We start from the raw sequence: 22,664 nt of genomic DNA, 5'->3' as shown, positions 1-22,664 counted from the left end.
GGCCTCAGACGGCCTGGGGCCAGCGAGTGCCCGCCGGCCACGCGTGCACGTAACGCGCGCTGCCCAGCGAGAACTCGATGTGCCCGCGTACCCAGTGCTCAAGGCCGCGGACGTACGTGCGGACCGGCGGCGGGGCCCACTCCTCCAGCGCCTTGCGCCGGTCGAGGAAGGCGGCGATCGCCTGGTTGTGCATGTCGGAGACCTCCAGGAGGGCTTCCTGGAGGGTGAGGTTCTTGTGGGTGGCCAGCACGGTGACGAGGTTGTGCCTGGCCTTGTCGTTGCCCCGCTCCTTGGCGTAGGAGAGGAGGTCGTTGTCCCAGCCGATGAGGTCGCAGGCCAGGTCGGACAGCATGCGTACGTCAGGATGGTGCCACTCCTCGGCTTCGAGGCGGTAGCCGCCGCCCGCGTCGATGAGGGCGAAACAGGTGTAGGTGGCTCCGGTGATGCGGCGCATCAGGACGTAGTCCTGCGGGGTGGGGATGAGGTCGACCTCGCGGTTGGCCGCCTCCCATATCTGGGCGAACAGGTACTCCTTGACCGTGATGCGCCACCGGTCCACCTGTGCCGGGGTGGAGCTGCCGACAATGCGGTGGAGGAGTTCGTTGAGGGCGAGCCCGAAGGGGTCGGTGTCGTCGGGCTCTCTGCGGTCGTCCAGGATCTCCAGGAGCGGTGGCAGGGCGCGGGCGAGCGCGGAGGCCCGGTGCCCCATCAGCTCGCCCTCGCAGAACGCGTCGTCGAACGCGAACAGCCAGTTGTACCAGTCGTTGATCAGCCGGAGGCTGTCTCGCGGGACCTCGGGGTTGGTACGGGCCGCGAGCAGGCCGATCTTGGAGCGCCGGAAGTGCTCGATGGTGTCGGCGCCCTTGAGCATGTTGGAGGCGGCCAGCCACGCGTGGCTCTCCGCGTCGACCTCCGTGGCATGCACGTTGATCTCGTTCGGGAACGGGCACGGGAGCGGAGGGATGTGGAGCGGTCGCTTGCTGAAGGAATGCGCAGAAGTTGCCACGTCCTTCAGCATGACGATCGGCTGTTCAAAAGGCCACACTCGACAACTTGGAGCCCTTTAATGCCTTTTTCACACTATGGATCCCTCCAAGGGAGCCCGTGGATAAACTAGGCATTTGCCATCATTCAGACCGGGTCCTATGCCGACGGGGTGCCGTCCCGCGGATCGGCCTCCGTCTCCGGCAGCGCTCTGACCACGGCCGACTTCTGACGGAACACGGCCCCGGAGGGCGGCGTCGTTCGCGCGATCGGGGCCGGATCCGTACGTGAAAGGCATTCACCCGGCCCCACGCGACCGCGTCGATCCGCGATCATCAGCAAAGTGTCACCTTCAATGATGGCGAGATTGACCGGACCGCCAGCCTCCGGGCCGGCGGCGGCGGCGTCCTGGAGCCGCCCGCTCCGGCCGGCTCGGACATCCCGATCCCCGTCCAGGCGATGGATTGCCCCTCGATAGGGTGCCTTGCGCGGAATCGATCCGACTCACCATAGGTTCTGGGGAAGAGTACCTAGGGAAAGGCTGTCCAACCGTGTTCGACCCGAAGGATCTCTACAGGCTCGCAGACGACGCGCCCGAGCTGACCGATCCGGTGTTGCTGTACCACTTCGACGGTTTCGTCGACGCGGGCGGCGCCGGACGCCTCGCGCTGGGCCACCTGCTGGCCGAGCTGGAGCACCGGGTCGTGGCGACGTTCGACGTGGACCGGTTGCTCGACTACCGGTCCCGGCGGCCCATCATGACCTTCGACACCGACCGCTGGGTCGAGTGTGAGACCCCCGAACTGGCCGTCCATGTCGCCCATGACGCCACGGGCACGCCGTTCCTGTTGATGAGCGGCCCGGAGCCGGACCGGGAGTGGGAGCTGTTCACCCGCGCGGTGGGAGAGTTGCTGGAACGCCTGCGGGTGAGCAAGATCGTCACGCTGCACGGCATCCCCATGGCGGTGCCGCACACGCGCCCGCTGGGCATCACCATGCACGCCAGCCGCCCCGAGCTGATCAACTCGCAGACCAGCGCCTTCGGCCGGGTCCAAGTGCCGGGGAGCGCGGCCGCGCTGCTGGAGCTGCGGCTGGGCGCGCAGGGGCACGACGCGGTCGGGTACGCGGTGCACGTGCCGCACTACCTGTCGCAGGCGGAGTACCCGACGGCGGCGGTGACCGGGCTGGAGGCGGTGACGCGGGGCACCGGCCTGGTGTTCCCGATGGAGGCGCTGCGCGACGCGGCCGACCGTACGACGGCGGAGATCGAGGAGCAGATCCAGGCGTCCTCGGAGCTGTCGACCGCCATCAGCGGGCTGGAGCAGCAGTATGACGCGTTCGCGGGCGGCTCGGAGCGGCAGAACCTGATGGCCGAGACGACCCCGATGCCCACGGGCGACGAGCTGGCCGCCCAGTTCGAACGTTTCCTCGCCGAACGCGACGACGAGTAAGGGGGCTCCGGGGCCGTACCGGCTAACCTGGGCCGATGAGCGAGTTCCGGGTCGGCCTGATCGGATACGGCACCGCGGGCGCGTACTTCCACGCCCCGCTCGTCCATGCCACTCCGGGGCTGCGGCTGTCCGCGGTCGTGACGCGCAACCCGGAGCGGCAGGCCGAGGTGGCCCGCCGGTACGGCGCGGCCGGCGTGGCGGACGTAGGCGACCTGTGGGAGCACAGCGACCTCGTGGTGGTCGCCTCGCCCAACCGGACGCACGTGAGCATGGCCGCCGCCGCGCTCGCCGAGGGCCTGCCCGTCGTGGTGGACAAACCGGTGGCGCGCACCGCCGAGGAGGCCCGAGAGCTGGTCCGGCTGGCCGAGGAGGCCGGCGTCATGCTGACCGTGTTCCAGAACCGGCGCTGGGACGGCGACTTCCTCACCGTACGGCGGCTGGTCGCCGAGGGCCGGCTCGGCGACGTGCTGCGGTACGAGTCGAGGTTCGAACGCTGGCGGCCGGTGCCCAAGGGCGGCTGGCGGGAGACCGGCGGCGCGGAGGAGATCGGCGGCCTGCTCTACGACCTGGGCACCCACCTGGTCGACCAGGCGCTGCGGCTGTTCGGCCCGGCGCGCGAGGTCTACTGCGAGAGCGACGTCCGACGGGAGGGCGTGGCCTCCGACGACGACACGTTCATCGCGCTCCGGCACGCGGGCGGGGTGCGTTCCCACCTGTGGGCCAGCTCGGTGGCGGCGCGGCTCGGCCCCCGGCTGCGGGTGCTGGGCTCGGCGGGCGCGTACGTCAAGCACGGCATGGACGTGCAGGAGGAGCGCCTGCGGGCGGGCCTGACGCCGGACTCGCCCGGGTTCGGCGCGGACGAGGAGAGCCGCTGGGGCCTGCTCGGCACCGACGACGACGCCCGGCCGGTCCCCACCGAGCCGGGCGCGTACCTGGACTTCTACCGCGGGGTGGAGCGCGCCCTGCGCGAGGGCGCGCCACCGCCGGTCGACCCGCGCGGCGCGATCGACACGCTGGAGGTCATCGAGGCCGCCCATCTGTCGGCCGCCCAGCGCATGGTCGTCCACCTGGGCTGATCGCCGGGATCAGTCGCGCAGGCGGGCTCGCAGGGCGGCGTTGTCGGCCTCGGTCCAGCCGTGGCCGCGCAGCCAGCCCGACGGGCCGTCGAAGCGGTCGTCCAGCACCTTGAGGAACTGCTCGATGTAGCGGGCCCGGGGCATGTGGTCGTCCGTCGGGCGGGAGTCGAGGTCGTCCCGGTAGGTGTCGCTGGCGCGCAGGCGCTTGAGGATCAGCTCCAGGCGCTCGCCCGTGGCGACGTAGTCGTGCACGATGGCCTCGCGGGTGGCCCCGGCCACCTCCAGCGCCAGGGCCGACAGCACCCCGGTGCGGTCCTTGCCCGCCGCGCAGTGCACCAGCGCGGCGCCGTCGTCGAGGGACATGGCGCGCAGGGCCGCCACGACGGCGTCCGGGCGGTCGCGCAGGTAGCCGAAGTAGAAGCCGGTGACGCGCAGTTCCTCGTCGACGACCCGTTCCTGCCAGGGCAGCACGCGGTCGCCGTCGATGGAGTCGGCCTCGACGTCGGTGTGCCTGCCGCCCTCGGCGAACAGCGTCAGGTGGTGGTGGGTCACCTCCGGCGTCCGGCTCAGCGGGCCGGGGCCCTCCAGGGAGACCTCGGCGGTCGAGCGCAGGTCCACGACGTGGCGCAGGTTCAGCTCGCCCACCAGGAGCGAGACGTCCGCCGGGGTGAGGCTCTGCAGGTTGTCGGCCCGCAGGATCCGGCCGCGGCGGGTGAACCCGCCGTCACGGGTGGGAAGTTCGCCCAGGTCACGTACGTTGACGGCGCCTTCCAGATCGATCCATCTTGTCATCTCATTCATTATCTCGACCCTATATGTCGGCCAATTATGAGCGGATTCCGTGTTCATAACGCAGCATGAACGTATGGATCCACGCGCGCTGCCTCCCCGGCTGGTGATCGATCCATCGCTGCCCCCGGAGATCTCGGTCGAGTTGCGGTCGAGCCCGCACATCCTTCATATGGCCCGTTCCGGCAGGCGGATGGACCCCAGCTTCAGCCCCGCCCTGCTCTTCGCGCTTCCGGCCCTGCTGGTGATGATCTTGATAGTGACTCGCAGCAGCGAGGTCGTCTTCGTGGCCGGGCTCGGCATGGGGCTGATCGCCCTGATCCGGTGGATGGCGTTGGACAGTTCCCACCGCATCGTCAAGCGAAGACTGCGTCTCGCCTCCACCCACGCCGACCGCTACGTCCTCCCCGAGGACCTCGACCATCCCTGCCAGGTGCTGCTGCGCCGAGCGCAGGACGCGGCCTCGGCCGTGCTGAACTCCAAGGTGCACAAGGCCGGGCTGATCGACTCGGTGGAGAACCAGGTGTCGCTGCCAGAGGAGGTCTGGCAGATCGCCCACCGGCTGCGGCGGCTGTCGTCGATGCACGCCGAGCACGGCCGGATCATCCCCCACGAGCTGCCGCCGGGCATGGAGGACGCGTTCAAGCCGTACACCAGCGCCCTCGACGCCGCCTGGACCTCGCTCTCGCACCGCGTACGCCACCTGGAGAAGTACGCCAAGCAGGTGCTCAAGGCGGACAAGGTCTACCACGCGCACAGACGGCTGGAGGCGCTGGCCGCCAAGACCCCCGAGTACCAGCAGCTCCTGGCCGACACCGTACGGGACGAGCTGGCGCACGAGCGCATCAGGGAGCTGTCCGACCAGGCGGCCCACGTGCGCAAGCTGTTCGAGGAGAGCGTCATGCAGGCCAGGCAGGCGGCGGGCGAGCTGCTGAGGAGCCCCTTCAGCGACGCGTACGGCACCGGCGCGATCGGCCCCCGCACCGGCGCCCACGACCGGAACGAGCGCGGCACGACCGGACCACGTGACCAGAACGAGCGCGGCGCGACCGGACCACGTGACCGGGGCGAGTGGGGCGCGACCGGCCCGCAGCGGCACTCCTCGCGCGACTCCTGACCTCCCGCGGGCGGTCAGGGCCGGGCCTGGCGCAGGAGCTCCAGGGTGCGGCGCGTGCCCGCCTCGTTGCCCAGGCTCCGGTAGATCTCCCTGGCCTGCTCCAGCGGCCCGACCGCCGCGCCGGCCTACGTGGTGGTTTGTCCGGAAAGTTGCCCGGCACCGAATCCCCCCTTCCGGAGGTGATTCAAGCCGATGGGGCACGGCGGGCGCCAGCCGTGCCCCATCGTCGCGCTACAGGCCGATCACGTGGCAGGTGGCCGTGGCGGTCTTGCTCGGGTCGCTCTCCGAGGTGGCGGTGAGCTTGACCCGGGCCAGGCGGTCGCCGCCGGGCGCGCGCACCGCGTTGACCGTCACCGGCGCCTGCTTGCCGAAGGCGACGGAGGCCAGGGCGTTGGGCACCTGGGCGGTCCAGCCCTTGCCCTGCACCTCGGCCTTGACCCGGTAGACGTCGGAGTTGAGGTAGGCGCTGACGTCCTCGGGGTGCTGCCCCTGGGCGGGGGCCGCCCTGCCGGTGTTGAACAGCGGGAACGTGCAGGTGGAGACGTTCTTGCCGGCGGGGACGCCGGCCGCGGGCAGCACCCGCACGCCGCGCTTCTGCGGGCCCGAGCCGTCCAGCGAGCGGACGGCGACGGTGTAGGACAGCTCGCCGTTCCGGTTGCGCTTGAGGTCGGTGACGTAGAAGTGCAGGCGGTTGGCCTGGTCCTGGTACTCGTACTGGCTGCCGGAGTCGGTGCCGGCGTGGAAGAGGGCGTCGGAGAGCTGGCGGTAGTCGCCGACCGTGATCGGCACCTTGGTCCCGTCGGGCATCACGTAGTCGGTCATGCCGATGTCCTGCGGGTTGGCGTCGATCACCCACTCGAACGGCGCCCGGTCCTCGTTCTTGGTCTTGGCCAGCAGCACGCCGGAGTCGGGGGTGAAGGAGTCGGAGCCCATCCGGTCCACGACCTCGACCGTGTAGTTCTGGTAGCCGCCGCGGTCGCACAGCGGGTCGGTCGCCGAGCAGGAGCTCTTGTCGCCGGGGGCGTCGAAGGAGATGTTGACGCCCGCCAGGTCGTCCTGCCCCGGCCGCACGGCGCGGGCCAGGATCTTGGCCGTGACCAGGCCGGACTCGTCGAGCGCCTCACGCGACAGGCGCAGCACGTTCTGCTCGTCCACCATGCCGAGCTTGAGCTTGTTGCGCAGCATGTGCTGGGCGCCCATGGACGCGCCCGCCGTGGGCGGGATCAGCCAGCGGGAGTGCGGGCCGCCGGGGCCGTTGAAGCTGCCGCGGCTGAGCATCTCCCACACGCCGGTGTAGGCCCGGACCGGCGGCACCCCGTACGGGTTGTTGTAGTTGTCCAGCACGCCGAGGATGTGGCTGAACTCGTGGGCGTAGACCGCCATGCCGGAGCTCTCGGCCTGGACGGAGTCCACGCCGATGTTGGCGTTGGGCCAGAAGTTGGAGGCCGCCTGCCAGGAGGACCAGTCGACGTAGCGGGTCTTCAGCCAGTTGGGCAGGGCCGGGTCGGGCGGGCCCCACTCGTCGGGCACGTCCTCCTTGGTCGGGAACTTCATCATCCCGAACTCCTGCCAGGTGGACGACTCGTCCTGGCCGGCGCTGAGGTAGAAGACGAAGTCGTACTGCTTGGCGACGTCCTCGCCGACGGCGTTGATCCAGGCGTTGTGGCCGTCGATGCGCAGGTTCTTGTTGCAGGTGTCGCCCGCCGGGCAGCCGGAGGTGCCGTTGAAGCCGGGCTCCAGGGCGTACTCGTGGTCCTTGCCCGGCATCGTGTACGGGCCGAACCCGGTCAGCTCGACGCCGTACCGGCCGCCGGAGTCCTCCATCCAGTACTCGTGGATGGTGTGCCCCTTGTTGAGGGTGTTCGGGGTGTTGAGGAAGTCCTGGTAGAACGTGGCCACCTGGTCACGCGGGACGTCGTGGGCCTCGGCGCTCGGGTTCGCGTAGATCGTCGAGCCCTTGGGCTGGGTGACGACGAACGCCTGGTTGGGGTAGTCGAGCAGCACCAGCGCGCCCTTGAAGGTGCGCTTGGAGCCCTTGACGGCCGGGTCGTTCCAGTTCGTGCCCGGAGGCTTCTTGTAGTCCGCCCACGTCATGTGGTCGGGGTTCTCCCAGTTCTGCGGGTCGAGAGGCGTGAGGCCGCCGGGAGGACGGGCGCGCAGCGTCTGGGCGTCGGCCCCTTCGTCCTGCTGCCAGGGCTGGGTCTGCGGCCAGTGGTTCTGCCGCCAGGGGTACTCGGGATCAGCGGTGGGGGGTGCTGCGGAAGCAGGGGTCGCCATCAGGCTCACCGGGATCAGCACGATGGCTGCCAGCAAACCCTTGAGCAGCTTCTTCGGGGCATTCACGGATTGACGGTATAGACGATATTGACGGAGATCACCGATCAGCTGTAGGGAAGACGTGTAGCAACCCTTCCGACATTTGTCGAAATAGCCAGCGTGACCTAGGTGGAGCTGTGGCGGATCTCCAGCGGATCGTGGACGACCTCGCCGTCCGTCTCGGGCGTCCTCTGCTGCTGGAGGACCGCGTGCAGCGCGTGATCGCCTACAGCGAGCAGAACGGCGCCATGGACGACATCCGCCGCGACTCCATCCTGCGCCGGCACACCACGTCCGAGGTGCGCGAGTGGCTGCGGGCGGCGGGCGTGCACGAGGCGCAGGCCCCCCTGCGCACGGCCGGCGCGCCGCATCTGGGCCTGCTGCCGCGCGTGTGCGTCCCGTTGCGGCACACCGACGGCCTGCTCGGCTTCCTGTGGTTCATCGACGCCGGGCCGTCCATGTCCGACGAGCAGGTGGCCGAGGCCGTGGCGGCCGTCCCCGGGCTGGCGCTGGCGCTGTTCCACGAGAGCCTGGCGACCGGGCTGGCCTCGCACCGGGAGCTGGAGGCGGTCACCGGGCTGCTGCGCGGCGAGCGGGACGCGGCCAGGCAGCTCATCGAGGCCGGCGCGTTCCCGCAGGGCCAGCCGGTGACCGTGCTGGTGGCGCGGCCCCGCTCGGCCGAGCCCGACGAAGGGCTGCGTCTGGCGCTCGAACAGGGGCTGCTGGCGCTGCGACGGCGGCTGAGCGGCCACCATCCGCTGCACCTGGTGCGCTACGACCACGCGGTGCTGCTCACCTCCGGGCCGCCGGTCCCGCCCGACGAGCTGCACGCGGCCATGCCGGTGCCCGTGGTCGTGGGGGTGGGGCGTACCCGGCACGAACTGGCGCTGGCGGCGGGCGCGTACGCGGAGGCCAGGCATGCCGCCGAGGTGACCGCGCGGGTGCCGGGGCTCGGGCGGTCGGCCGAGTGGGCCCGGCTCGGCGTCTACCGGATGCTCACCCAGCTCCCGGACCAGGAGGTGCATCCCGGGCTCGACGGGCTGCTGGCCGACGAGCAGTACCTGCCGCTGCTGGAGACGCTGGAGACGTACCTGGACCTGGCGGGCAGCGCGGTGGCGACGTCCCGGGCGCTGCGGCTGCACCGGACCTCGCTGTACTACCGGCTGCAACGGGTGGAGGAGCTGGCCCGTACGGACCTCAAGGACGGCGGCGAGCGGCTGGCCCTGCACCTCGGCCTGAAACTGGCCCGTCTGTCCGGGCGCTACCAGCCCCGGGACGCCCGCGGCGACTGATTGCCTTCCCCCTGGTGGACGGCCGCGACACTGGGCGGAGCGCGATCCCTGGGCCTGGACGCCGGACCGAACCGGATCGGCTCGCTCGGGCCGGGCAGCCCTCCACGAACAGTGATCGGCCGGGCTCATCGGAACTGGCCGTCCACCAGGCCCAGGAGGTCCCTGAGCTGGTCCCGCTGCTCCTCCGACAACACCGCGAACAGGCCCTCGCCGGCCTCCCTGCGCGCGTCCCTGGCCCGTTCGGCCACGGCCCGCCCCGCGTCCGTGATCACGACGAGCGTCGAGCGGCGGTTGGCCGGATCGACCTCCCTGCGCACCAGCCCCGCCTCCTCCAGCGCGTCCACGACGGGGGTCAGCGAGCGCGGCACGATCCGCAGCTCGTCGGCCAGTTGCACCATGCGCAGCGGCCGGTCGGCGTCGCCGAGCGCCCGCAACGCCCGCGCCTGCCCCGGATTGAGCCCGAGCGGCACCAGCCGATGCACGTATCCGTGCCGCAGACGCCTGCTGACCAGGTGCAAGAGCTCCGCGAGCTCCTTCTCTCCCATGCCGACGATTTTAGCCGGAACAATTATGAGTTAACCTCTGTTTGAGTGGACATCCGAAAGGAGGCCCCATATTGGCCGACGAACCACGCGCGCCGCTGCGGCGCATCATCGGACTCTTCACCCCCTATCGCGGCCGGCTGGCCCTGGTGGGCGCGTTCATCCTGCTGTCGTCCCTGGTCGGACTGGCCTCGCCGTTCCTGCTGCGCGAGGTGCTGGACGTGGCGATCCCGTCCCGCGACGCGCTGCTGCTCACGCTGCTGGCGCTCGGCATGATCGCGGTCGCGGTCACCACGAGCGTGTTCGACGTGCTGCAGACGCTGATCTCCACCACGGTGGGCCAGCGGGTGATGCATGACCTGCGCATCTCGGTCTACTCCCACCTGCAACGCATGTCGCTGGCCTTCTTCACCCGTACGAAGACGGGTGAGGTGCAGTCGCGCATCGCCAACGACATCGGCGGCATGCAGTCGGTGGTCACCTCGACCGCCACCTCGATCATCTCCAACCTCACCACCGTGATCGCCACGATCGTGGCCATGCTCGCCCTCGACTGGCGGCTGACGGTGGTCTCGCTCCTGCTGCTGCCGGTGTTCGTGTGGATCAGCAGGAAGGTCGGGAGCGAGCGCAAGCGCATCACCGACCAACGGCAGCGCAAGCTCGCCGTGATCTCCTCGATGGTCCAGGAGTCGCTGTCGATCAGCGGCGTCCTGCTGGGCCGGACCATGGGCCGCTCCGCCGAGCTGACCGAACGCTTCGGCCGCGCCTCCGACGACCTGGCCGAGCTGGGCGTACGGACGAGCATGGCCGGACGGTGGCGGCAGTCGTCCATCCAGATCATCATGGCCGCGATGCCCGCGCTGATCTACTGGGCCGTCGGCTACACCGGCATCATCTCCGTCGGCACCCTCGTGGCCTTCACCACGCTGCAGTCGAGCCTGTTCCGGCCGACGGTGTCGCTGCTGCGGCTGGGCGTCGAGGTGCAGAGCTCGCTGGCGCTGTTCGGCCGCATCTTCGAGTACCTGGACCTGTCGGTGGACCTCCACCCCGGCACCCGCACCCTGGACGGCGTACGCGGCGAGGTGCGCTTCGAGCGGGTCGACTTCGCCTACGAGGACGAGCGCACCCTCGACGCCGTCGACGTCACCGTCCCCGCGGGCACGACGCTGGCCATCGTGGGCGAGACCGGCTCGGGCAAGACCACCCTGAGCTACCTGCTCCCCCGCCTGTACGACGTGACCGGCGGCCGGGTCACCATCGACGGCGTGGACGTGCGCGACCTGACGTTCGAGACGCTGAGCGAGGTGGTCGGGGTGGTCTCGCAGGAGACGTACCTGTTCCACGCCTCGATCGCGGACAACCTGCGCTTCGCCCGCCCGGCGGCCACCGACGAGGAACTGGAGGAGGCGGCGCGGGCCGCGCGCATCCACGACCACATCGCCTCGCTGCCCGACGGCTACGACACGATGGTGGGCGAGCGCGGCTACCGGTTCTCCGGCGGCGAGAAGCAGCGCCTGGCCATCGCCCGCACGCTGCTGCGCAACCCGCCGGTGCTGATCCTCGACGAGGCCACCAGCGCCCTCGACACCCAGACCGAGCGGGCCGTGCAGGAAGCCCTGGACACGCTCGCGCGGGGGCGTACGACGATCACGATCGCCCACCGCCTGTCGACCGTCCGCGACGCGGACCAGATCGTCGTGCTCGACCGCGGGAAGGTCGTCGAGCGCGGCACCCACGACGAGCTGATGGCCCTCGGCGGCCACTACGCGGCCCTGGTGGATCGGGACCGCCCCCTCGAACTGGTCTGAAATTTCACCCCAAACCAGTTTTAAACGTGTCTTGCCTCACATTTCGGATAAATCGGAATCGTCGCGATCGAGCCGCGCGTTGACTCCCCCGTTTGCCCCTTCCGAGGCTAGGACCAGTCTTGCCACCGCGCTCCTCCACCTTCCGCGCCCTGCGCCACCACAACTACCGGCTCTGGGCCGGAGCCGACATCGTCTCCGTCACCGGCACCTGGATGCAGGTCCTGGGCGTGAACTGGCTCATCCTCACCATGACGGGGTCGGCCACCAGCGTGGGGCTGAGCCTGGTGATGCAGGCGCTGCCGACGCTGCTGCTGGGCATGTGGGGCGGCGCGCTGGCCGACCGGCTGCCGACCCGGCCCGTCGTCGTCGCCGCGCAGCTCGCGCAGGCCGCGCTGGCCGCCGTACTGGCGCTGATCGCCTTCTCCGGCGTCGACTCCGTCGCGCCGATCTACGCGGTGGCGCTGGCGGGCGGCGTGGTCTCCGCGCTCGGCGGCCCGGCGCTCGGGCGGTTCGGGGCCGAGGTGGTGCCACCGGCCGACCTGCCCAACGCCATGGCGCTCGGCTCGATCCTGAACTCGGCCGGGCGCATCCTCGGCATGAGCCTGGCCGGCGTGCTGCTGCCGCTGACCGGGAACGGCGGGCTCTTCCTGCTCAACGCGGCCACCTTCTTCGTCGTGATCGGGGCCGTCGCGCTCATGCGGAGCGCGGAGTTCCACCGGCTCGCCGCCTCCGAGCGGCAGCCCGGCGCGGTCGCCGCCGGCCTGCGGTACGTGCTGCGCACCCCCTGGCTGCTCGTGGTGCTGGCGCTCTCGCTCGTGCTGGGCAGCCTCGGCCGCAACTACCAGGTCACCATGGCCGCCATGAGCGCGGGCCCGCTGGCGGCCGGCGCCGGCGGGTACGGCCTGCTGTCCACCGTGTTCGCCGTCGGCACCGTCGTGGGCGGCTTCCTGGCCGCCACCCGGCCGCACCTGACGATCCGGCTGCTGCTGATCACCGCGTTCCTGACCGGGGTCGCGCAGGCGCTCAGCGGCCTGATGCCCGCTCTGGGGACGTTCGCCACGATGATGCTGCCGATCGCGGCGGGCGCGGTGATCATCGACACCACGGTCTCGGCGCGGGCGCAGCTCGACAGCCCCGACGAGATGCGCGGGCGGGTCATCGCCGCGCTCGGCATGGTGAGCGCGGGAGCGGGCGCGATCGGCGGCCCGCTGCTCGGGTGGCTGAGCGACGCGTTCGGGCCGCGCCTGTCGCTGGGCATCGGCGGCGTGGCCTGCGTGGCCGCGACGCTGCTCGCGGCGCTCGCGCTGGCCCGCCTGTCCGGCCGGACCGTCCGCCAGGCGGCCTTCCGGCCGCGCCTGGAGAACGCCTGACCCTGGGACGGGCTTAGTCTCTTCACGTGCACAACACCCGATACGCCCCGAACGGCATGGTGTCCAGCGTCGATCATCTGGCCTCGGCCGCCGGGGTGGGCGCGCTCGACCGCGGCGGTTCGGCGGCCGACGCGGCGATCGCGGCCAACGCCGTGCTCGCCGTGGTCGCGCCCCACATGTGCGGCCTCGGCGGCGACCTGTTCGCGCTCGTCCACGACGGCACGGTCACCGCGCTGAACGCCTCCGGCCGGGCCGGGTCCGGCGCCGATCCCGCCCGGCTGCGCGCCGAGGGGCACACGCGCATGCCGCACCTGCACGACGTCAGGTCGGTGCCGGTGCCCGGCTGCGTCGACGGGTGGCTCGCCCTGCACGCCAGGCACGGCCGCCTGCCCATGGCCGACCTGCTGCGGCCCGCGATCGCGCTGGCCCGCGCCGGCTTCCCCGCCTCCCCGCTGCTGGTCCCCGGCGCCCGTACGGCGGGCGAGCGGCCGGGCGGCGGCGACTTCGCCCACGTCCGCCGGGCCGGCGACCGGATCACCCGCCCCGGCGTGGCCCGCGCGCTCCAGGCCGTGGCCGACGGCGGTCGCGACGGCTTCTACCTCGGCGAGTTCGGGCAGGGCCTGATCGAGCTCGGCGCGGGCGAGTACACCGAATCCGACCTGGCCGCCCCCGGCGCCGACTGGGTCGAGCCGCTGCGGGTGCGCGCCTTCGGCCACGAGGTCTGGTCGATGCCGCCCAACTCCCAGGGCTACCTGCTGCTGATGTCCCTGGCCGTCCTCGACGGGCTCGATCTGCCCGGCTCGCCCCGCCATCCGGCCTGGGCGCACCTGCTGGCCGAGGCCGCCAGGGCCGCCGGGCACGACCGGCTCACCCTGCTGCACGAGGACGCCAAGGACCTGCTCGACCCCGGCGAGATCGCCCGCCGCCGGGCGCTGGTCGACCCGGTCAGGCGCAGCCGCCTGCGGGCGCCGTCCGCCGACGGTGACACGACGTACCTGTGCGCGGTGGACGGCGACGGCATGGGCGTGTCGCTGATCCAGTCGAACGCGTCCGGGTTCGGCGGCATGCTGTTCGAGCCGCGTACCGGGATCAACCTCCACAATCGCGGCATCGGCTTCTCGCTGCGCCCCGGCCACCCCGCCGAGTACGGCCCCGGCCGCCGCCCGCCGCACACCCTGACCCCCGCGCTGATCACCCGTCCCGGCGGCGGGCTGCGCACGGTCGTGGGCACGATGGGCGGCGACGCGCAGCCGCAGATCCTGGCCCAGATCATCACCCGCCTGCTGCATCACGGCGAGGAGCCCGGCCAGGCGCTCGCCGCGCCGCGCTGGCGGCTGGGCGGCGGCAACGGCTTCGACACCTGGGACGCCCCCGACGACGCCGTGCTCGACCTGGAGGAGGGCACCACCTGGGCCGACGGCCTGGCCGTGCTCGGCCACCCGGTGCGCACGCTGCCGTACGGAAGCTCCTTCGGCCACGCGCACCTCATCGACGTGCGCCCGGACGGCATGCTGGCGGGCGCCGCCGACCCCCGTTCCCTCATCGGCGCCGCGATCGGCCGCTAGACGGACGCCAGATGGACAAGGATGAGCTACCGGACGCCCTAAACCGGGCCAAGTAGCAGGATTCCGGTCCGTACGGTGGGTAGAGGGCGCAGTATGAGCGAACTACCTCCGGACCGATTCGGCATGGCCGACGAGCAGGACATCGAGGTCAGGGAGTGGACCGACGACCTCGGCCTGCACCATGAGGTCAAAGAGGACGACCCCCAGCACGAGGCCACGCTCGACGAGCGGCTGCGCCAGGAGTTGCCCGACCGCCCGCGCCGCGCCCCGAGGCCCGAGCACCGCCTGACCGAGCCCGACGAAGGCGCCCACCCCGACACCGAGGACGAGGCCATCGGCATGGACTGGGGCGCCGACCGGGAGGACCTGTCGGCCGAGGAGCGCGCCCTGCGCATCGACCCCGACGAGGACCTCACCTGACGGGAGTCACCGGGATCCTCACGTGAGCCGCCGCAGGGCCGGCAGCAGGGCGTGCAGGTCGTCGACGATCACGTCGGCGGCCTTCGCCTGCGGACGCTCGGCGTGCAGGAAGCCCCAGGGGCCGCGGCGCAGCAGCGCGGTGCGCATGCCCGCGCGGGCGGCGGGCAGCACGTCGTTGTCGAGCCGGTCGCCGACGTAGAGGATCTCGGCCGGCTCGCGCCCGGCCACCGAGGCCACCTTGGCGAAGAACTCGGGGGCGGGCTTGGACAGCCCCCACCCGTCGGAGGTGTGCACGGAGTCCACCGGCAGGTCCATCGCCACCAGGGCGTCGAAGGCCCGCCGGGGCTGGTTTCCCGCGACGATCACCTGGAACCCGGCCGAGCGCAGCGCCGCCAGGGCCTCCCGCACGTCGGGGTAGAGGTCGTCGGCGTCGAAGTGGTTGCGCAGGCCGGCCGGGTCGTCGCGCTCCCAGGCGGCGGCCTCGGCCTCCACGTCGAGACCCGGACGGACCAGTTCGAACGCCTCGCGGTGGGAACGGTCGAGCGCCGCCATCCCGCCCAGCGCGCCCATGAGCACGAACCTGCTCACCCCCAGCCGGTCGGCCCAGCGCGACCAGATGCGCGTCTCGTCGATCAGCGTCTCACCGACGTCGAGCACCACGGCCTTGACCATCACTTCCCCTGTTCGTCCGTGCGCCGCCCCTGGCTCAGGGCCGCAGCTTCTCCATCGCCTTGGCGATGCGCTTCTCCGACACCGGTGTGGGGGTGCCGAGGGTCTGGGCGAAGAAGCTGACCCGCAGCTCCTCGATCATCCAGCGGATCTCCGTCACGTCGGGGTCGCCCCGGCGGGCCGGGTGGAGGCTCGCCAGCAGGTCCTGGTAGTCGTCCTCGATCTTGTGCACGCGGTCCATCCACTCCTCGTCCCGCCAGGGCTCCTCGGGGAGCTTGGTGAGACGGCGCTCGACGGCCCGCAGGTAACGCAGGACGTCGGGCAGGCGGCCGGTGCCGGTGGCGGTGACGAAGCCCTTGAAGACGAGCTTGCCGAGCTGGTCGCGCACGTCGTCGGTCGAGGCGCTCGCGCGCAGGCCGTCGAGGCGGGTGCCCACGGCGTGCCAGACGCTCAGGATCTGCTCGACCTTGGCCAGCACGTCGGCCGCGGTGTCGTGCAGCTCGGCCCGGACGTGCTGGTGGAGGCGGTCGAAGCCGGCCGGGTCCCAGGCCGGGCCGCCCAGGTCGAGCATCAGCTTGTCGACGGCCGCGTTGACCACGTCGTCGAACAGCGCCACGGCGCCGCCGTGGGGGCTGCGGGACAGGGCCAGCTTGGCCTGGTTGGACAGGCCGCCGAGCAGGGACCTGGCCGGGTTGGTGACGTTGAGCAGGAGCAGCCGGCGGGTGCCGGGCCAGTGGGCGCGGCGCTGCTCGGCGGCCGTCTCGAAGATCTTGACGGAGACCGAGTCGCCCGCGTCGACGAGCGCCGGGTAGCCCTTCATCCGGCCCTGCTCGAACACCTTGGGCAGGGTGCCGAAGCTCCAGGTGCGCAGGCCCGTACGCTCCAGGTCGTCGCCGGCCTCCGACAGGGTCTTGCGCAGGCGCGGCGCGAGCCGGCGCTTGAGCGCGTCGAGGTCTTTGTCCTCGGCCACCGTGCGCTTGCGCTCGTCGATCACCCGGTAGGTGATGCGCAGGTGGTCGGGCACCTGGTCGAGCTGCCAGGCGTCGTGCGGCACCCGGACGCCGGTGAGCCGCAGCAGCTCGCGCTCCACGGCCTCCAGCAGCGGCTCGCCGCCCTGCCTGACCCCGGCCAGCACCTGCTTGGCGTAGTTGGGGGCGGGCACGAAGTTGCGGCGCAGGTGTTTGGGCAGCGACCGGATCAGCGCGGTGATCAGGTCTTCGCGCAGGCCCGGGATCTGCCAGTCGAACCCGTCGGAGTTGACCTGGTTGAGCACCTGCAACGGCACGTGGACGGTGACGCCGTCGGCGTTGGCGCCCGGCTCGAACTGGTAGGTCAGCCTCATCCGCTGACCGAGCTGCTTCCAGGTGTCGGGGTAGTCGCGGGCGCTGATGTCGGCGCCCTCGTTGACCAGCATCTCCGGCGAGAACGTGAGCAGCTCGGGCTGCTCCTGCCCGGCCTTCTTCCACCAGGAGTCGAAGTGCCTGGCCGAGACGACGTCGGCGGGGACGCGCTGGTCGTAGAAGTCGTACAGGGCCTCGTCGTCGACCATGATGTCGCGGCGGCGGGCCCGGTTCTCCAGCTCCTCGACCTCTTCGAGCAGCCGGCGGTTGTCCTTGAGGAAGCGGTGGTGGGTGTCCCAGTCGCCCTCGACCAGGGCGTGCCGGATGAACAGCTCGCGCGACAGGTCGGGGTCGATGCGGCCGTAGTTGACCTTGCGGCCGACCACGAGCGGCACGCCGTAGAGGGTGACCTTCTCCAGGGCGATCACCGCGCCCTGGTTCTTCTCCCAGTGGGGCTCGGAGTAGGTGCGCTTGACCAGGTGCTGGGCGAGCGGCTCGACCCAGTCGGGCTCGATCTTGGCGTTGACCCGGGCCCACAGCCGCGAGGTCTCGACCAGCTCGGCCGACATCACCCACTGCGGCTGCTTCTTGGCCAGGGCCGAGCCGGGGAATACGGCGAAGCGGGCGTTGCGCGCGCCGATGTACTCCTGCATGGGCCGGCGCCCGTCGGCGGCGCGCTGCTTGTCCATGACGTCCTTGACGCCGATGTGCGACAGCAGCCCGACCAGCAGCGACACGTGCACCTGGTAGGGGTCGGCGGGCACGCTGCCGGGCTGGGCGCCGAGCGCCTGGCGGACCTGGCTGTAGATGTCCTGCCACTCGCGGACCCGCAGGTAGTTGAGGAACTCGGCCTTGCACAGCCGCCGGAACGCGCTGGAGGACAGCTCCTTCTGCTTGTCGCGCAGGTAGTTCCACAAATTGAGGTAGGTCAGGAAGTCGGACTCGGGATCGGCGAAGCGCCGGTGCTTCTCGTCGGCCTGCTGCTGCTTGTCGGACGGGCGCTCGCGCGGGTCCTGGATGGACAGCGCGGAGGCGATCACCATCACCTCGCGCAGGCAGCCGTTCTTCTCGGCCTCCAGCACCATGCGGCCCAGGCGCGGGTCGACCGGCAGGGACGCCAGCTTGCGGCCGACGCCGGTGAGCTTGCCCTGGGCGTCGAACGCGCCCAGCTCGTGGAGCAGGCTGACGCCGTCCTTGACCTGGCGGCGGTCGGGCGGCTCGACGAACGGGAACGCCTCGATGTCGCCCAGCCCGATGGAGGTCATCTGCAGGATGACCGAGGCCAGGTTGGTGCGCAGGATCTCCGGGTCGGTGAACTCCGGCCGGCCGAGGAAGTCCTCCTCCTCGTAGAGCCGGATGCAGATGCCGTCGGAGGTGCGGCCCGAGCGGCCCTTGCGCTGGTTGGCGCTGGCCTGCGAGATGGGCTCGATGGGCAGGCGCTGCACCTTGGTGCGGTGGCTGTAGCGGGAGATGCGGGCGAACCCCGGGTCGACCACGTATTTGATGCCGGGGACGGTCAGCGAGGTCTCGGCCACGTTGGTCGCCAGGACGATCCGGCGGCCGGTGTGGCGCTGGAAGACGCGGTGCTGCTCGGCGGCGCTCAGCCGGGCGTAGAGCGGCAGGATCTCGGTGTTGCGGAAGTCGGCCTTGGCCAGGGCGTCGGCGGCGTCGCGGATCTCCCGCTCGCCGGACAGGAAGACCAGGACGTCGCCGGGGCCCTCGGTGACCAGCTCGCGGCAGGCGTCGACGATGCCGCCGGTCTGGTCGTCGTCCTCCTCCAGCGGGCGGTAGCGGACCTCGACCGGGTAGGTGCGGCCGGAGACCTCGATGATCGGCGCGTCGCCGAAGTGGCGGGAGAAGCGCTCGGGGTCGATGGTGGCGCTGGTGATGATGACCTTGAGGTCGGGGCGCTGCGGGAGGAGCTGCTTGAGGTAGCCGAGGATGAAGTCGATGTTGAGGCTGCGCTCGTGGGCCTCGTCGATGATCAGGGTGTCGTACTGGTCGAGCATGCGGTCGTTCTGCAGCTCGGCCAGCAGGATGCCGTCGGTCATCAGCTTGACCAGGGTGCGCTCGCTCGCCTGGTCGGTGAAGCGCACCTTGTAGCCGACGACCTCGCCGAGCTCGGTGCCGAGCTCCTCGGCGACGCGCTCGGCGACGGTACGGGCGGCGATGCGGCGCGGCTGGGTGTGGCCGATCAGCCCGCGCACGCCGCGCCCGAGCTCAAGGCAGATCTTGGGGATCTGGGTGGTCTTGCCGGACCCGGTCTCGCCCGCGACGATCACGACCTGGTGGTCGCGGATGGCGGCGAGGATGTCGTCCTTGCGCTGGGACACCGGCAGGTTCTCCGGATACCGGACCTGCGGCACGGCTTCGCGGCGGCGCGCCAGCCGTTTTTCGGCGCGCTCGACGTCGGCGAGGATCTCGGTGACGATCTTGTCCCGGGCGTCACGGGAGCGGACCCGGCGCATGCCGTCGAGCCTGCGCCGCAGCCGCCGCTGGTCGCGCGGCATGAGCTCGGGCAGGCGGGACTGGAGGTCGGCGAGCGGAGAGGACAACGAAGGCGTTCCCATACTGCTTTCAGGATATTTGAGCCCCGTGGCCCCGGAGCCAACGGCCCATGCTGCCCGACGCGGCCCGCCTCCCGCATCCCAATATCGCCGTGACCCCTACCCGGCCGACCGGGTGGCGGCGTGGCGGGCGGCGCCGATGATGCCGGCCTCGTTCTGCAGGGCGGCGGGGACCACGGGGGTGTCGAGGGTGAGGTGCGGCAGGAACTTGTCGGCCTTCCTGCTCACGCCGCCGCCGATCACGATCAGGCCCGGCGAGAACAACATCTCCACGTGCCTGAGGTACTCCTCGACCCGCTCGGCCCACTTCTCCCAGCTCAGGTCGTGCTCCTCGCGGGCCCGCGCCGACGCGCGCTCCTCGGCGTCCTTGCCGCGCAGCTCCAGGTGGCCGAGCTCGGTGTTGCAGACGAGCGTGCCGTCGGCGAACAGGGCGCTGCCGATGCCCGTGCCGAACGTCAGGATCAGCACGGTCCCCTTCTGGTCGCGGCCCCTGCCGAAGGTCATCTCGGCGATGCCGGCGGCGTCGGCGTCGTTCAGCACCGTCGCGCCGCCGAACAGCTCGCCGGCGTCGACGCCGATCCACGAGCGGTGGACGTTGGCCGCCGTGTGCACGACCCCGTTGACGACGACGCCGGGGAAGGTGACGCCGACCGGGCCGTCCCAGTCGAAGTGCTTGACGATCTCGCCCACCACCTCGGCCACCCCCTCGGGCTTGGCCGGCTGGGGCGTGGCGATGCGCAGCCGCTCCTGGACGAGCTCTCCGGCCTCGGTGTCGACCGGGGCGCCCTTGATTCCCGAACCGCCGATGTCGATGCCCAACACGTTCATGACTCTCCTTCTCCCCCGCCCTGGACGGGAAAACTCGCCTACCGATATTTCCGGCCCGGCTGAACCCGCTCCGGGCCCTCCGCGTATCTCGCGTCACAAGCGCTAATTAGGAGGCACGGATGCGGCTCCGCATCATCACGCTCTGCGCTGTCGCGGCCGTCGCGGGAGCGACTCTCACCGCCCCCGCACACGCGACCACCAGGACCCGTTTCGACGTCATCAACCTTGTGTCGGACGTCAAGGGCAAGGCCCCGGTCACCGACCCCAAGGTCGTCAACCCGTGGGGCCTGGCCATGGGCAAGACGCTGTGGGTCTCCAACACGGGCACCGGCACCGCCACCGTCTACTCCGGCACGGGCAGGAAGGAGAAGACCGAGGTGTGGATCCCGGGCGGCTCCCCGACCGGCCAGGTGTTCAACCCGGGTGACGGCTTCACCGTGAAGGGGAGACCCGCCACGTTCATCTTCTGCAGCCCCAGCGGCGCGATCACCGGCTGGAACGCCGAGGCGGACCCGGCCAACGCCGTGATCGCCGCCTTCACCCGCGGCGCCGACTACAAGGGCCTGGAGCTCGTACGGACCGGCGACGGCGACTTCCTGCTGGCCGCCGACTTCGCCCACGGGCGCGTCCACGCCTTCGACGAGAACTTCCGGCGCATCCGTTTGGCCGGCTGGCAGTTCCAGGACTCGCAGGTCCCGCGCGGCTACAACGCCTACAACGTGGCCGTGGTCAACGGCAGCGTCTGGGTGTCGTACGCGCTGCGCGACCGCACCACCGGCAAGCCCGTCTTCGGCGCGGGCAAGGGCTTCGTGAGCCGCTTCAACGCCGACGGCCGCCTGACCGGCCGCATCTCCAAGGTCGGGCTCAACGCCCCCTGGGCCATGACCGCCGCGCCGCGCGGCTGGGGCCAGTACGCGGGCGCCCTGCTGGTCGGCAACTTCGGCGACGGCACCGTGCACGCCTACAAGGGCAACCGCCACCTGGGCGCGATCACCACGTCCAACGGCCGCCCCGTCACGCTCCCCGGCCTGTGGGACCTCGAACCCGGCACCGCGGCCACCGGCGGCGTGAACACGCTGTGGTTCTCCGCCGGCATCGACGGCGCCAAGCACGGCCTGATCGGGATGATCGCCCCCACCGGCACCAGGCCGACCTCCTCGGCCGCCCCCGCGAGCACGCCCGCGCCCACGAAGTCGAAGTCGCCCTACGGCGGCGGTGGCGGCTACTGACGCGGCTGCCGAACGGGGCCCTCGACGTTTCCGGCGCGGCCGGCGCGAGCCGCGCCGGAAACACCCCCCACCTGGCGGGATCTCCGGAAAACCTGAGCAAGACGTATGGACACGGAGTGCGACGGAGCAGATACTCAACGTGTCAACACCCTCGTCCCTGCTGTCACGTCGCCCCCAGCACCGCACAAGCCGGCGTGTTGTGTGCTGCCCGGAAACGTGCCTGTCAGGGAACAGGACAAGGAGAGACCATGCCATCGAAGAAGTCTCTGTTCCTTTCCGTCGCCGCCCTCGCCACCGCGGCCTGCGTGACGGCCACCGTCGTGGCCCTCCAGGCGTCCAGCCCCGTCTCGGCCGCCACCCGCCAGGCGGCGCTGCCGTCCGGCTATCAGCTCGTCACCCTGCCCAACTCCAACGTCCCCAACTTCCAGCGCCGCACGGTCTACTGCCCGGGTGGCAAACACGTGCTCGGCGGCGGCGGCGAGGCCCGGGGCAACGGCGCGATCCTGGTGGGGTCGTTCCCCACCGACGACGCCCGCGGCTGGATCGCGCTCGGCCGCCAGATCGGCTACAACGACGTCGGCATCAGCGTGTTCGCCATCTGCGCCGACTGACCCCGTCGACGGCCCCGCCCGCCACCCCGCGGGCGGGGCCGTCGCACGTCCGCCCTCAGAGCTGCCCGAGGACGGCCACCAGGTCGGCGACGGTGCGGTAGTGGACGCCCGTCATGCCGAGCGCCCTGGCGGCCTCCACGTTCGGCAGCCGGTCGTCGACGAACAGGCAGCGCGCGGGGTCGGCCCCGGCGCGTTCGGCGGCGATCTCGTAGATGCGCGGGTCGGGCTTGGCCACCCCCACCCGGGCGCTGCTGACCAGGTCGTCGGCGAAGTAGGTGAGCCCCAGCCGGTCGAGGTGCTCCTCCACGGTGTCCATGGCGTTGGTCACGATGATCACCGGCACGTGCCGCTGCGCCTTGGCCAGCAGCGCCCTGACCTCCTCGTCCACCCGGAACGGCACCGCCCCGAACTCGGCCACCGCCTGCCTGGCCCGCTCGTCGCCGCCGAGGGCGACCGCGACCGCGTCCAGCCATTCGCGCTCGGTCATCCGGCCCAGCGTGGCCGGCTCGATCAGCTCGGGAGCGAAGGCCGTGGCCATCAGCGGCAGGGCGTACCGGGCCTCGATCTCGGCCTGGACGGTGTCGTCGAAGAGGCGGAGCACGCCATCAAGATCGGTGAGAACCGCGTCGAAGGGGATCACAGCCATCATTGTGCCGTGAAGCACCGCATCCGCTGGTCCGAGAAGGTTTC

18 protein-coding genes are annotated in these 22,664 nt (G+C 71.3%); 10 read left to right on the top strand and 8 right to left on the bottom strand.

Annotation, left to right across the window (positions count from 1 at the left end):
- Positions 1 to 4: 4 nt before the first annotated feature.
- Complete coding sequence (locus tag ACIHAD_RS06730; RefSeq protein ID WP_397353364.1) at positions 5 to 925, bottom strand: hypothetical protein; 921 nt, start codon at positions 923 to 925, stop codon at positions 5 to 7.
- Between the two features lie 610 nt (positions 926 to 1,535).
- Between ACIHAD_RS06730 and ACIHAD_RS06725 the strand changes: the two genes are divergently transcribed.
- Both ACIHAD_RS06725 and ACIHAD_RS06720 read left to right on the top strand, forming a co-directional pair.
- Entirely contained in the window at positions 1,536 to 2,435 is a 900-nt protein-coding gene (locus tag ACIHAD_RS06725; RefSeq protein ID WP_397353363.1) for a proteasome assembly chaperone family protein, read from the top strand.
- Positions 2,436 to 2,470: 35 nt separating this feature from the next.
- Positions 2,471 to 3,511, top strand: a complete 1,041-nt coding sequence (locus ACIHAD_RS06720; RefSeq protein ID WP_397353362.1) for a Gfo/Idh/MocA family oxidoreductase — start codon at positions 2,471 to 2,473, stop codon at positions 3,509 to 3,511.
- Between the two features lie 9 nt (positions 3,512 to 3,520).
- Here ACIHAD_RS06720 and ACIHAD_RS06715 read toward each other — a convergent pair whose 3' ends face one another.
- Positions 3,521 to 4,303, bottom strand: a complete 783-nt coding sequence (locus tag ACIHAD_RS06715) for a tyrosine-protein phosphatase (RefSeq protein ID WP_397353361.1) — start codon at positions 4,301 to 4,303, stop codon at positions 3,521 to 3,523.
- Between the two features lie 73 nt (positions 4,304 to 4,376).
- Between ACIHAD_RS06715 and ACIHAD_RS06710 the strand changes: the two genes are divergently transcribed.
- Positions 4,377 to 5,417, top strand: a complete 1,041-nt coding sequence (locus ACIHAD_RS06710) for a hypothetical protein (protein ID WP_397353360.1) — start codon at positions 4,377 to 4,379, stop codon at positions 5,415 to 5,417.
- A gap of 231 nt (positions 5,418 to 5,648) precedes the next feature.
- On the opposite strand, the gene ACIHAD_RS06705 is transcribed toward ACIHAD_RS06710, so the two are convergent.
- Positions 5,649 to 7,760: a M6 family metalloprotease domain-containing protein gene (locus tag ACIHAD_RS06705; protein WP_397353359.1), complete on the bottom strand. Its 2,112-nt coding sequence runs from the start codon at positions 7,758 to 7,760 to the stop codon at positions 5,649 to 5,651.
- Positions 7,761 to 7,870: 110 nt separating this feature from the next.
- Between ACIHAD_RS06705 and ACIHAD_RS06700 the strand changes: the two genes are divergently transcribed.
- Positions 7,871 to 9,025, top strand: a complete 1,155-nt coding sequence (locus ACIHAD_RS06700) for a PucR family transcriptional regulator (RefSeq protein ID WP_397353358.1) — start codon at positions 7,871 to 7,873, stop codon at positions 9,023 to 9,025.
- Between the two features lie 125 nt (positions 9,026 to 9,150).
- Here the strand turns inward: ACIHAD_RS06700 and ACIHAD_RS06695 are convergent, their stop codons facing one another.
- Positions 9,151 to 9,570, bottom strand: coding sequence for a MarR family winged helix-turn-helix transcriptional regulator (locus ACIHAD_RS06695; protein WP_397353357.1), 420 nt, complete (start codon positions 9,568 to 9,570; stop codon positions 9,151 to 9,153).
- A gap of 71 nt (positions 9,571 to 9,641) precedes the next feature.
- Here ACIHAD_RS06695 and ACIHAD_RS06690 point away from each other — a divergent pair, with 71 nt between their 5' ends.
- The 4 genes from ACIHAD_RS06690 to ACIHAD_RS06675 all read left to right on the top strand — a co-directional run bounded on the left by ACIHAD_RS06690 (position 9,642) and on the right by ACIHAD_RS06675 (position 14,730).
- Entirely contained in the window at positions 9,642 to 11,375 is a 1,734-nt protein-coding gene (locus ACIHAD_RS06690) for an ABC transporter ATP-binding protein (RefSeq protein WP_397353356.1), read from the top strand.
- A 119-nt stretch (positions 11,376 to 11,494) separates the two neighbouring features.
- Positions 11,495 to 12,745, top strand: a complete 1,251-nt coding sequence (locus ACIHAD_RS06685; protein WP_397353355.1) for an MFS transporter — start codon at positions 11,495 to 11,497, stop codon at positions 12,743 to 12,745.
- A gap of 26 nt (positions 12,746 to 12,771) precedes the next feature.
- Entirely contained in the window at positions 12,772 to 14,310 is a 1,539-nt protein-coding gene (locus ACIHAD_RS06680; protein ID WP_397353354.1) for a gamma-glutamyltransferase family protein, read from the top strand.
- Positions 14,311 to 14,403: 93 nt separating this feature from the next.
- A complete protein-coding gene (locus tag ACIHAD_RS06675; protein WP_397353353.1) occupies positions 14,404 to 14,730 on the top strand; it encodes a DUF5709 domain-containing protein in 327 nt (108 codons plus the stop codon).
- An 18-nt stretch (positions 14,731 to 14,748) separates the two neighbouring features.
- Here ACIHAD_RS06675 and ACIHAD_RS06670 read toward each other — a convergent pair whose 3' ends face one another.
- The 3 genes from ACIHAD_RS06670 to ppgK all read right to left on the bottom strand — a co-directional run bounded on the left by ACIHAD_RS06670 (position 14,749) and on the right by ppgK (position 20,134).
- Positions 14,749 to 15,402, bottom strand: a complete 654-nt coding sequence (locus ACIHAD_RS06670) for an HAD family hydrolase (protein ID WP_397353352.1) — start codon at positions 15,400 to 15,402, stop codon at positions 14,749 to 14,751.
- 34 nt (positions 15,403 to 15,436) lie between these two features.
- Positions 15,437 to 19,309 carry an ATP-dependent RNA helicase HrpA gene (gene hrpA, locus ACIHAD_RS06665; RefSeq protein ID WP_397353351.1) on the bottom strand — a complete coding sequence of 1,291 codons (3,873 nt, stop codon included), beginning with the start codon at positions 19,307 to 19,309 and terminating at the stop codon, positions 15,437 to 15,439.
- Positions 19,310 to 19,405: 96 nt separating this feature from the next.
- Positions 19,406 to 20,134, bottom strand: a complete 729-nt coding sequence (ppgK, locus tag ACIHAD_RS06660; RefSeq protein ID WP_397353350.1) for a polyphosphate--glucose phosphotransferase — start codon at positions 20,132 to 20,134, stop codon at positions 19,406 to 19,408.
- Between the two features lie 119 nt (positions 20,135 to 20,253).
- Between ppgK and ACIHAD_RS06655 the strand changes: the two genes are divergently transcribed.
- Both ACIHAD_RS06655 and ACIHAD_RS06650 read left to right on the top strand, forming a co-directional pair.
- A complete protein-coding gene (locus ACIHAD_RS06655; RefSeq protein ID WP_397353349.1) occupies positions 20,254 to 21,363 on the top strand; it encodes a TIGR03118 family protein in 1,110 nt (369 codons plus the stop codon).
- Positions 21,364 to 21,611: 248 nt separating this feature from the next.
- Positions 21,612 to 21,974 (top strand): hypothetical protein, encoded by a 363-nt coding sequence (locus ACIHAD_RS06650; RefSeq protein WP_397353348.1) that lies wholly within the window; start codon positions 21,612 to 21,614, stop codon positions 21,972 to 21,974.
- A gap of 55 nt (positions 21,975 to 22,029) precedes the next feature.
- Here the strand turns inward: ACIHAD_RS06650 and ACIHAD_RS06645 are convergent, their stop codons facing one another.
- The gene (locus ACIHAD_RS06645; RefSeq protein WP_397353347.1) at positions 22,030 to 22,614 is read right to left on the bottom strand and encodes an HAD family hydrolase; all 585 of its coding nucleotides are present in this window, start codon (positions 22,612 to 22,614) and stop codon (positions 22,030 to 22,032) included.
- Positions 22,615 to 22,664 lie beyond the last annotated feature (50 nt).

Origin of the sequence: Nonomuraea sp. NPDC052265, from assembly GCF_044547985.1 — a bacterium.
Taxonomy (GTDB): domain Bacteria; phylum Actinomycetota; class Actinomycetes; order Streptosporangiales; family Streptosporangiaceae; genus Nonomuraea.
Note: the sequence above shows the minus strand (reverse complement) of the source record. Positions and strands in the feature narration are given on the sequence as shown.

Excerpts from the sequence above, each read along its gene's own strand:
- ACIHAD_RS06720 (WP_397353362.1), top strand. The coding sequence starts at position 2,471 with ATGAGCGAGTTCCGGGTCGGCCTGATCGGATACGGCACCGCGGGCGCG.
- ACIHAD_RS06715 (WP_397353361.1), bottom strand. The coding sequence starts at position 4,303 with ATGACAAGATGGATCGATCTGGAAGGCGCCGTCAACGTACGTGACCTG.
- ACIHAD_RS06710 (WP_397353360.1), top strand. The coding sequence starts at position 4,377 with ATGGATCCACGCGCGCTGCCTCCCCGGCTGGTGATCGATCCATCGCTG.
- ACIHAD_RS06695 (WP_397353357.1), bottom strand. The coding sequence starts at position 9,570 with ATGGGAGAGAAGGAGCTCGCGGAGCTCTTGCACCTGGTCAGCAGGCGT.
- ACIHAD_RS06675 (WP_397353353.1), top strand. The coding sequence starts at position 14,404 with ATGAGCGAACTACCTCCGGACCGATTCGGCATGGCCGACGAGCAGGAC.
- ACIHAD_RS06670 (WP_397353352.1), bottom strand. The coding sequence starts at position 15,402 with ATGGTCAAGGCCGTGGTGCTCGACGTCGGTGAGACGCTGATCGACGAG.
- hrpA (WP_397353351.1), bottom strand. The coding sequence starts at position 19,309 with ATGGGAACGCCTTCGTTGTCCTCTCCGCTCGCCGACCTCCAGTCCCGC.
- ppgK (WP_397353350.1), bottom strand. The coding sequence starts at position 20,134 with ATGAACGTGTTGGGCATCGACATCGGCGGTTCGGGAATCAAGGGCGCC.
- ACIHAD_RS06655 (WP_397353349.1), top strand. The coding sequence starts at position 20,254 with ATGCGGCTCCGCATCATCACGCTCTGCGCTGTCGCGGCCGTCGCGGGA.
- ACIHAD_RS06650 (WP_397353348.1), top strand. The coding sequence starts at position 21,612 with ATGCCATCGAAGAAGTCTCTGTTCCTTTCCGTCGCCGCCCTCGCCACC.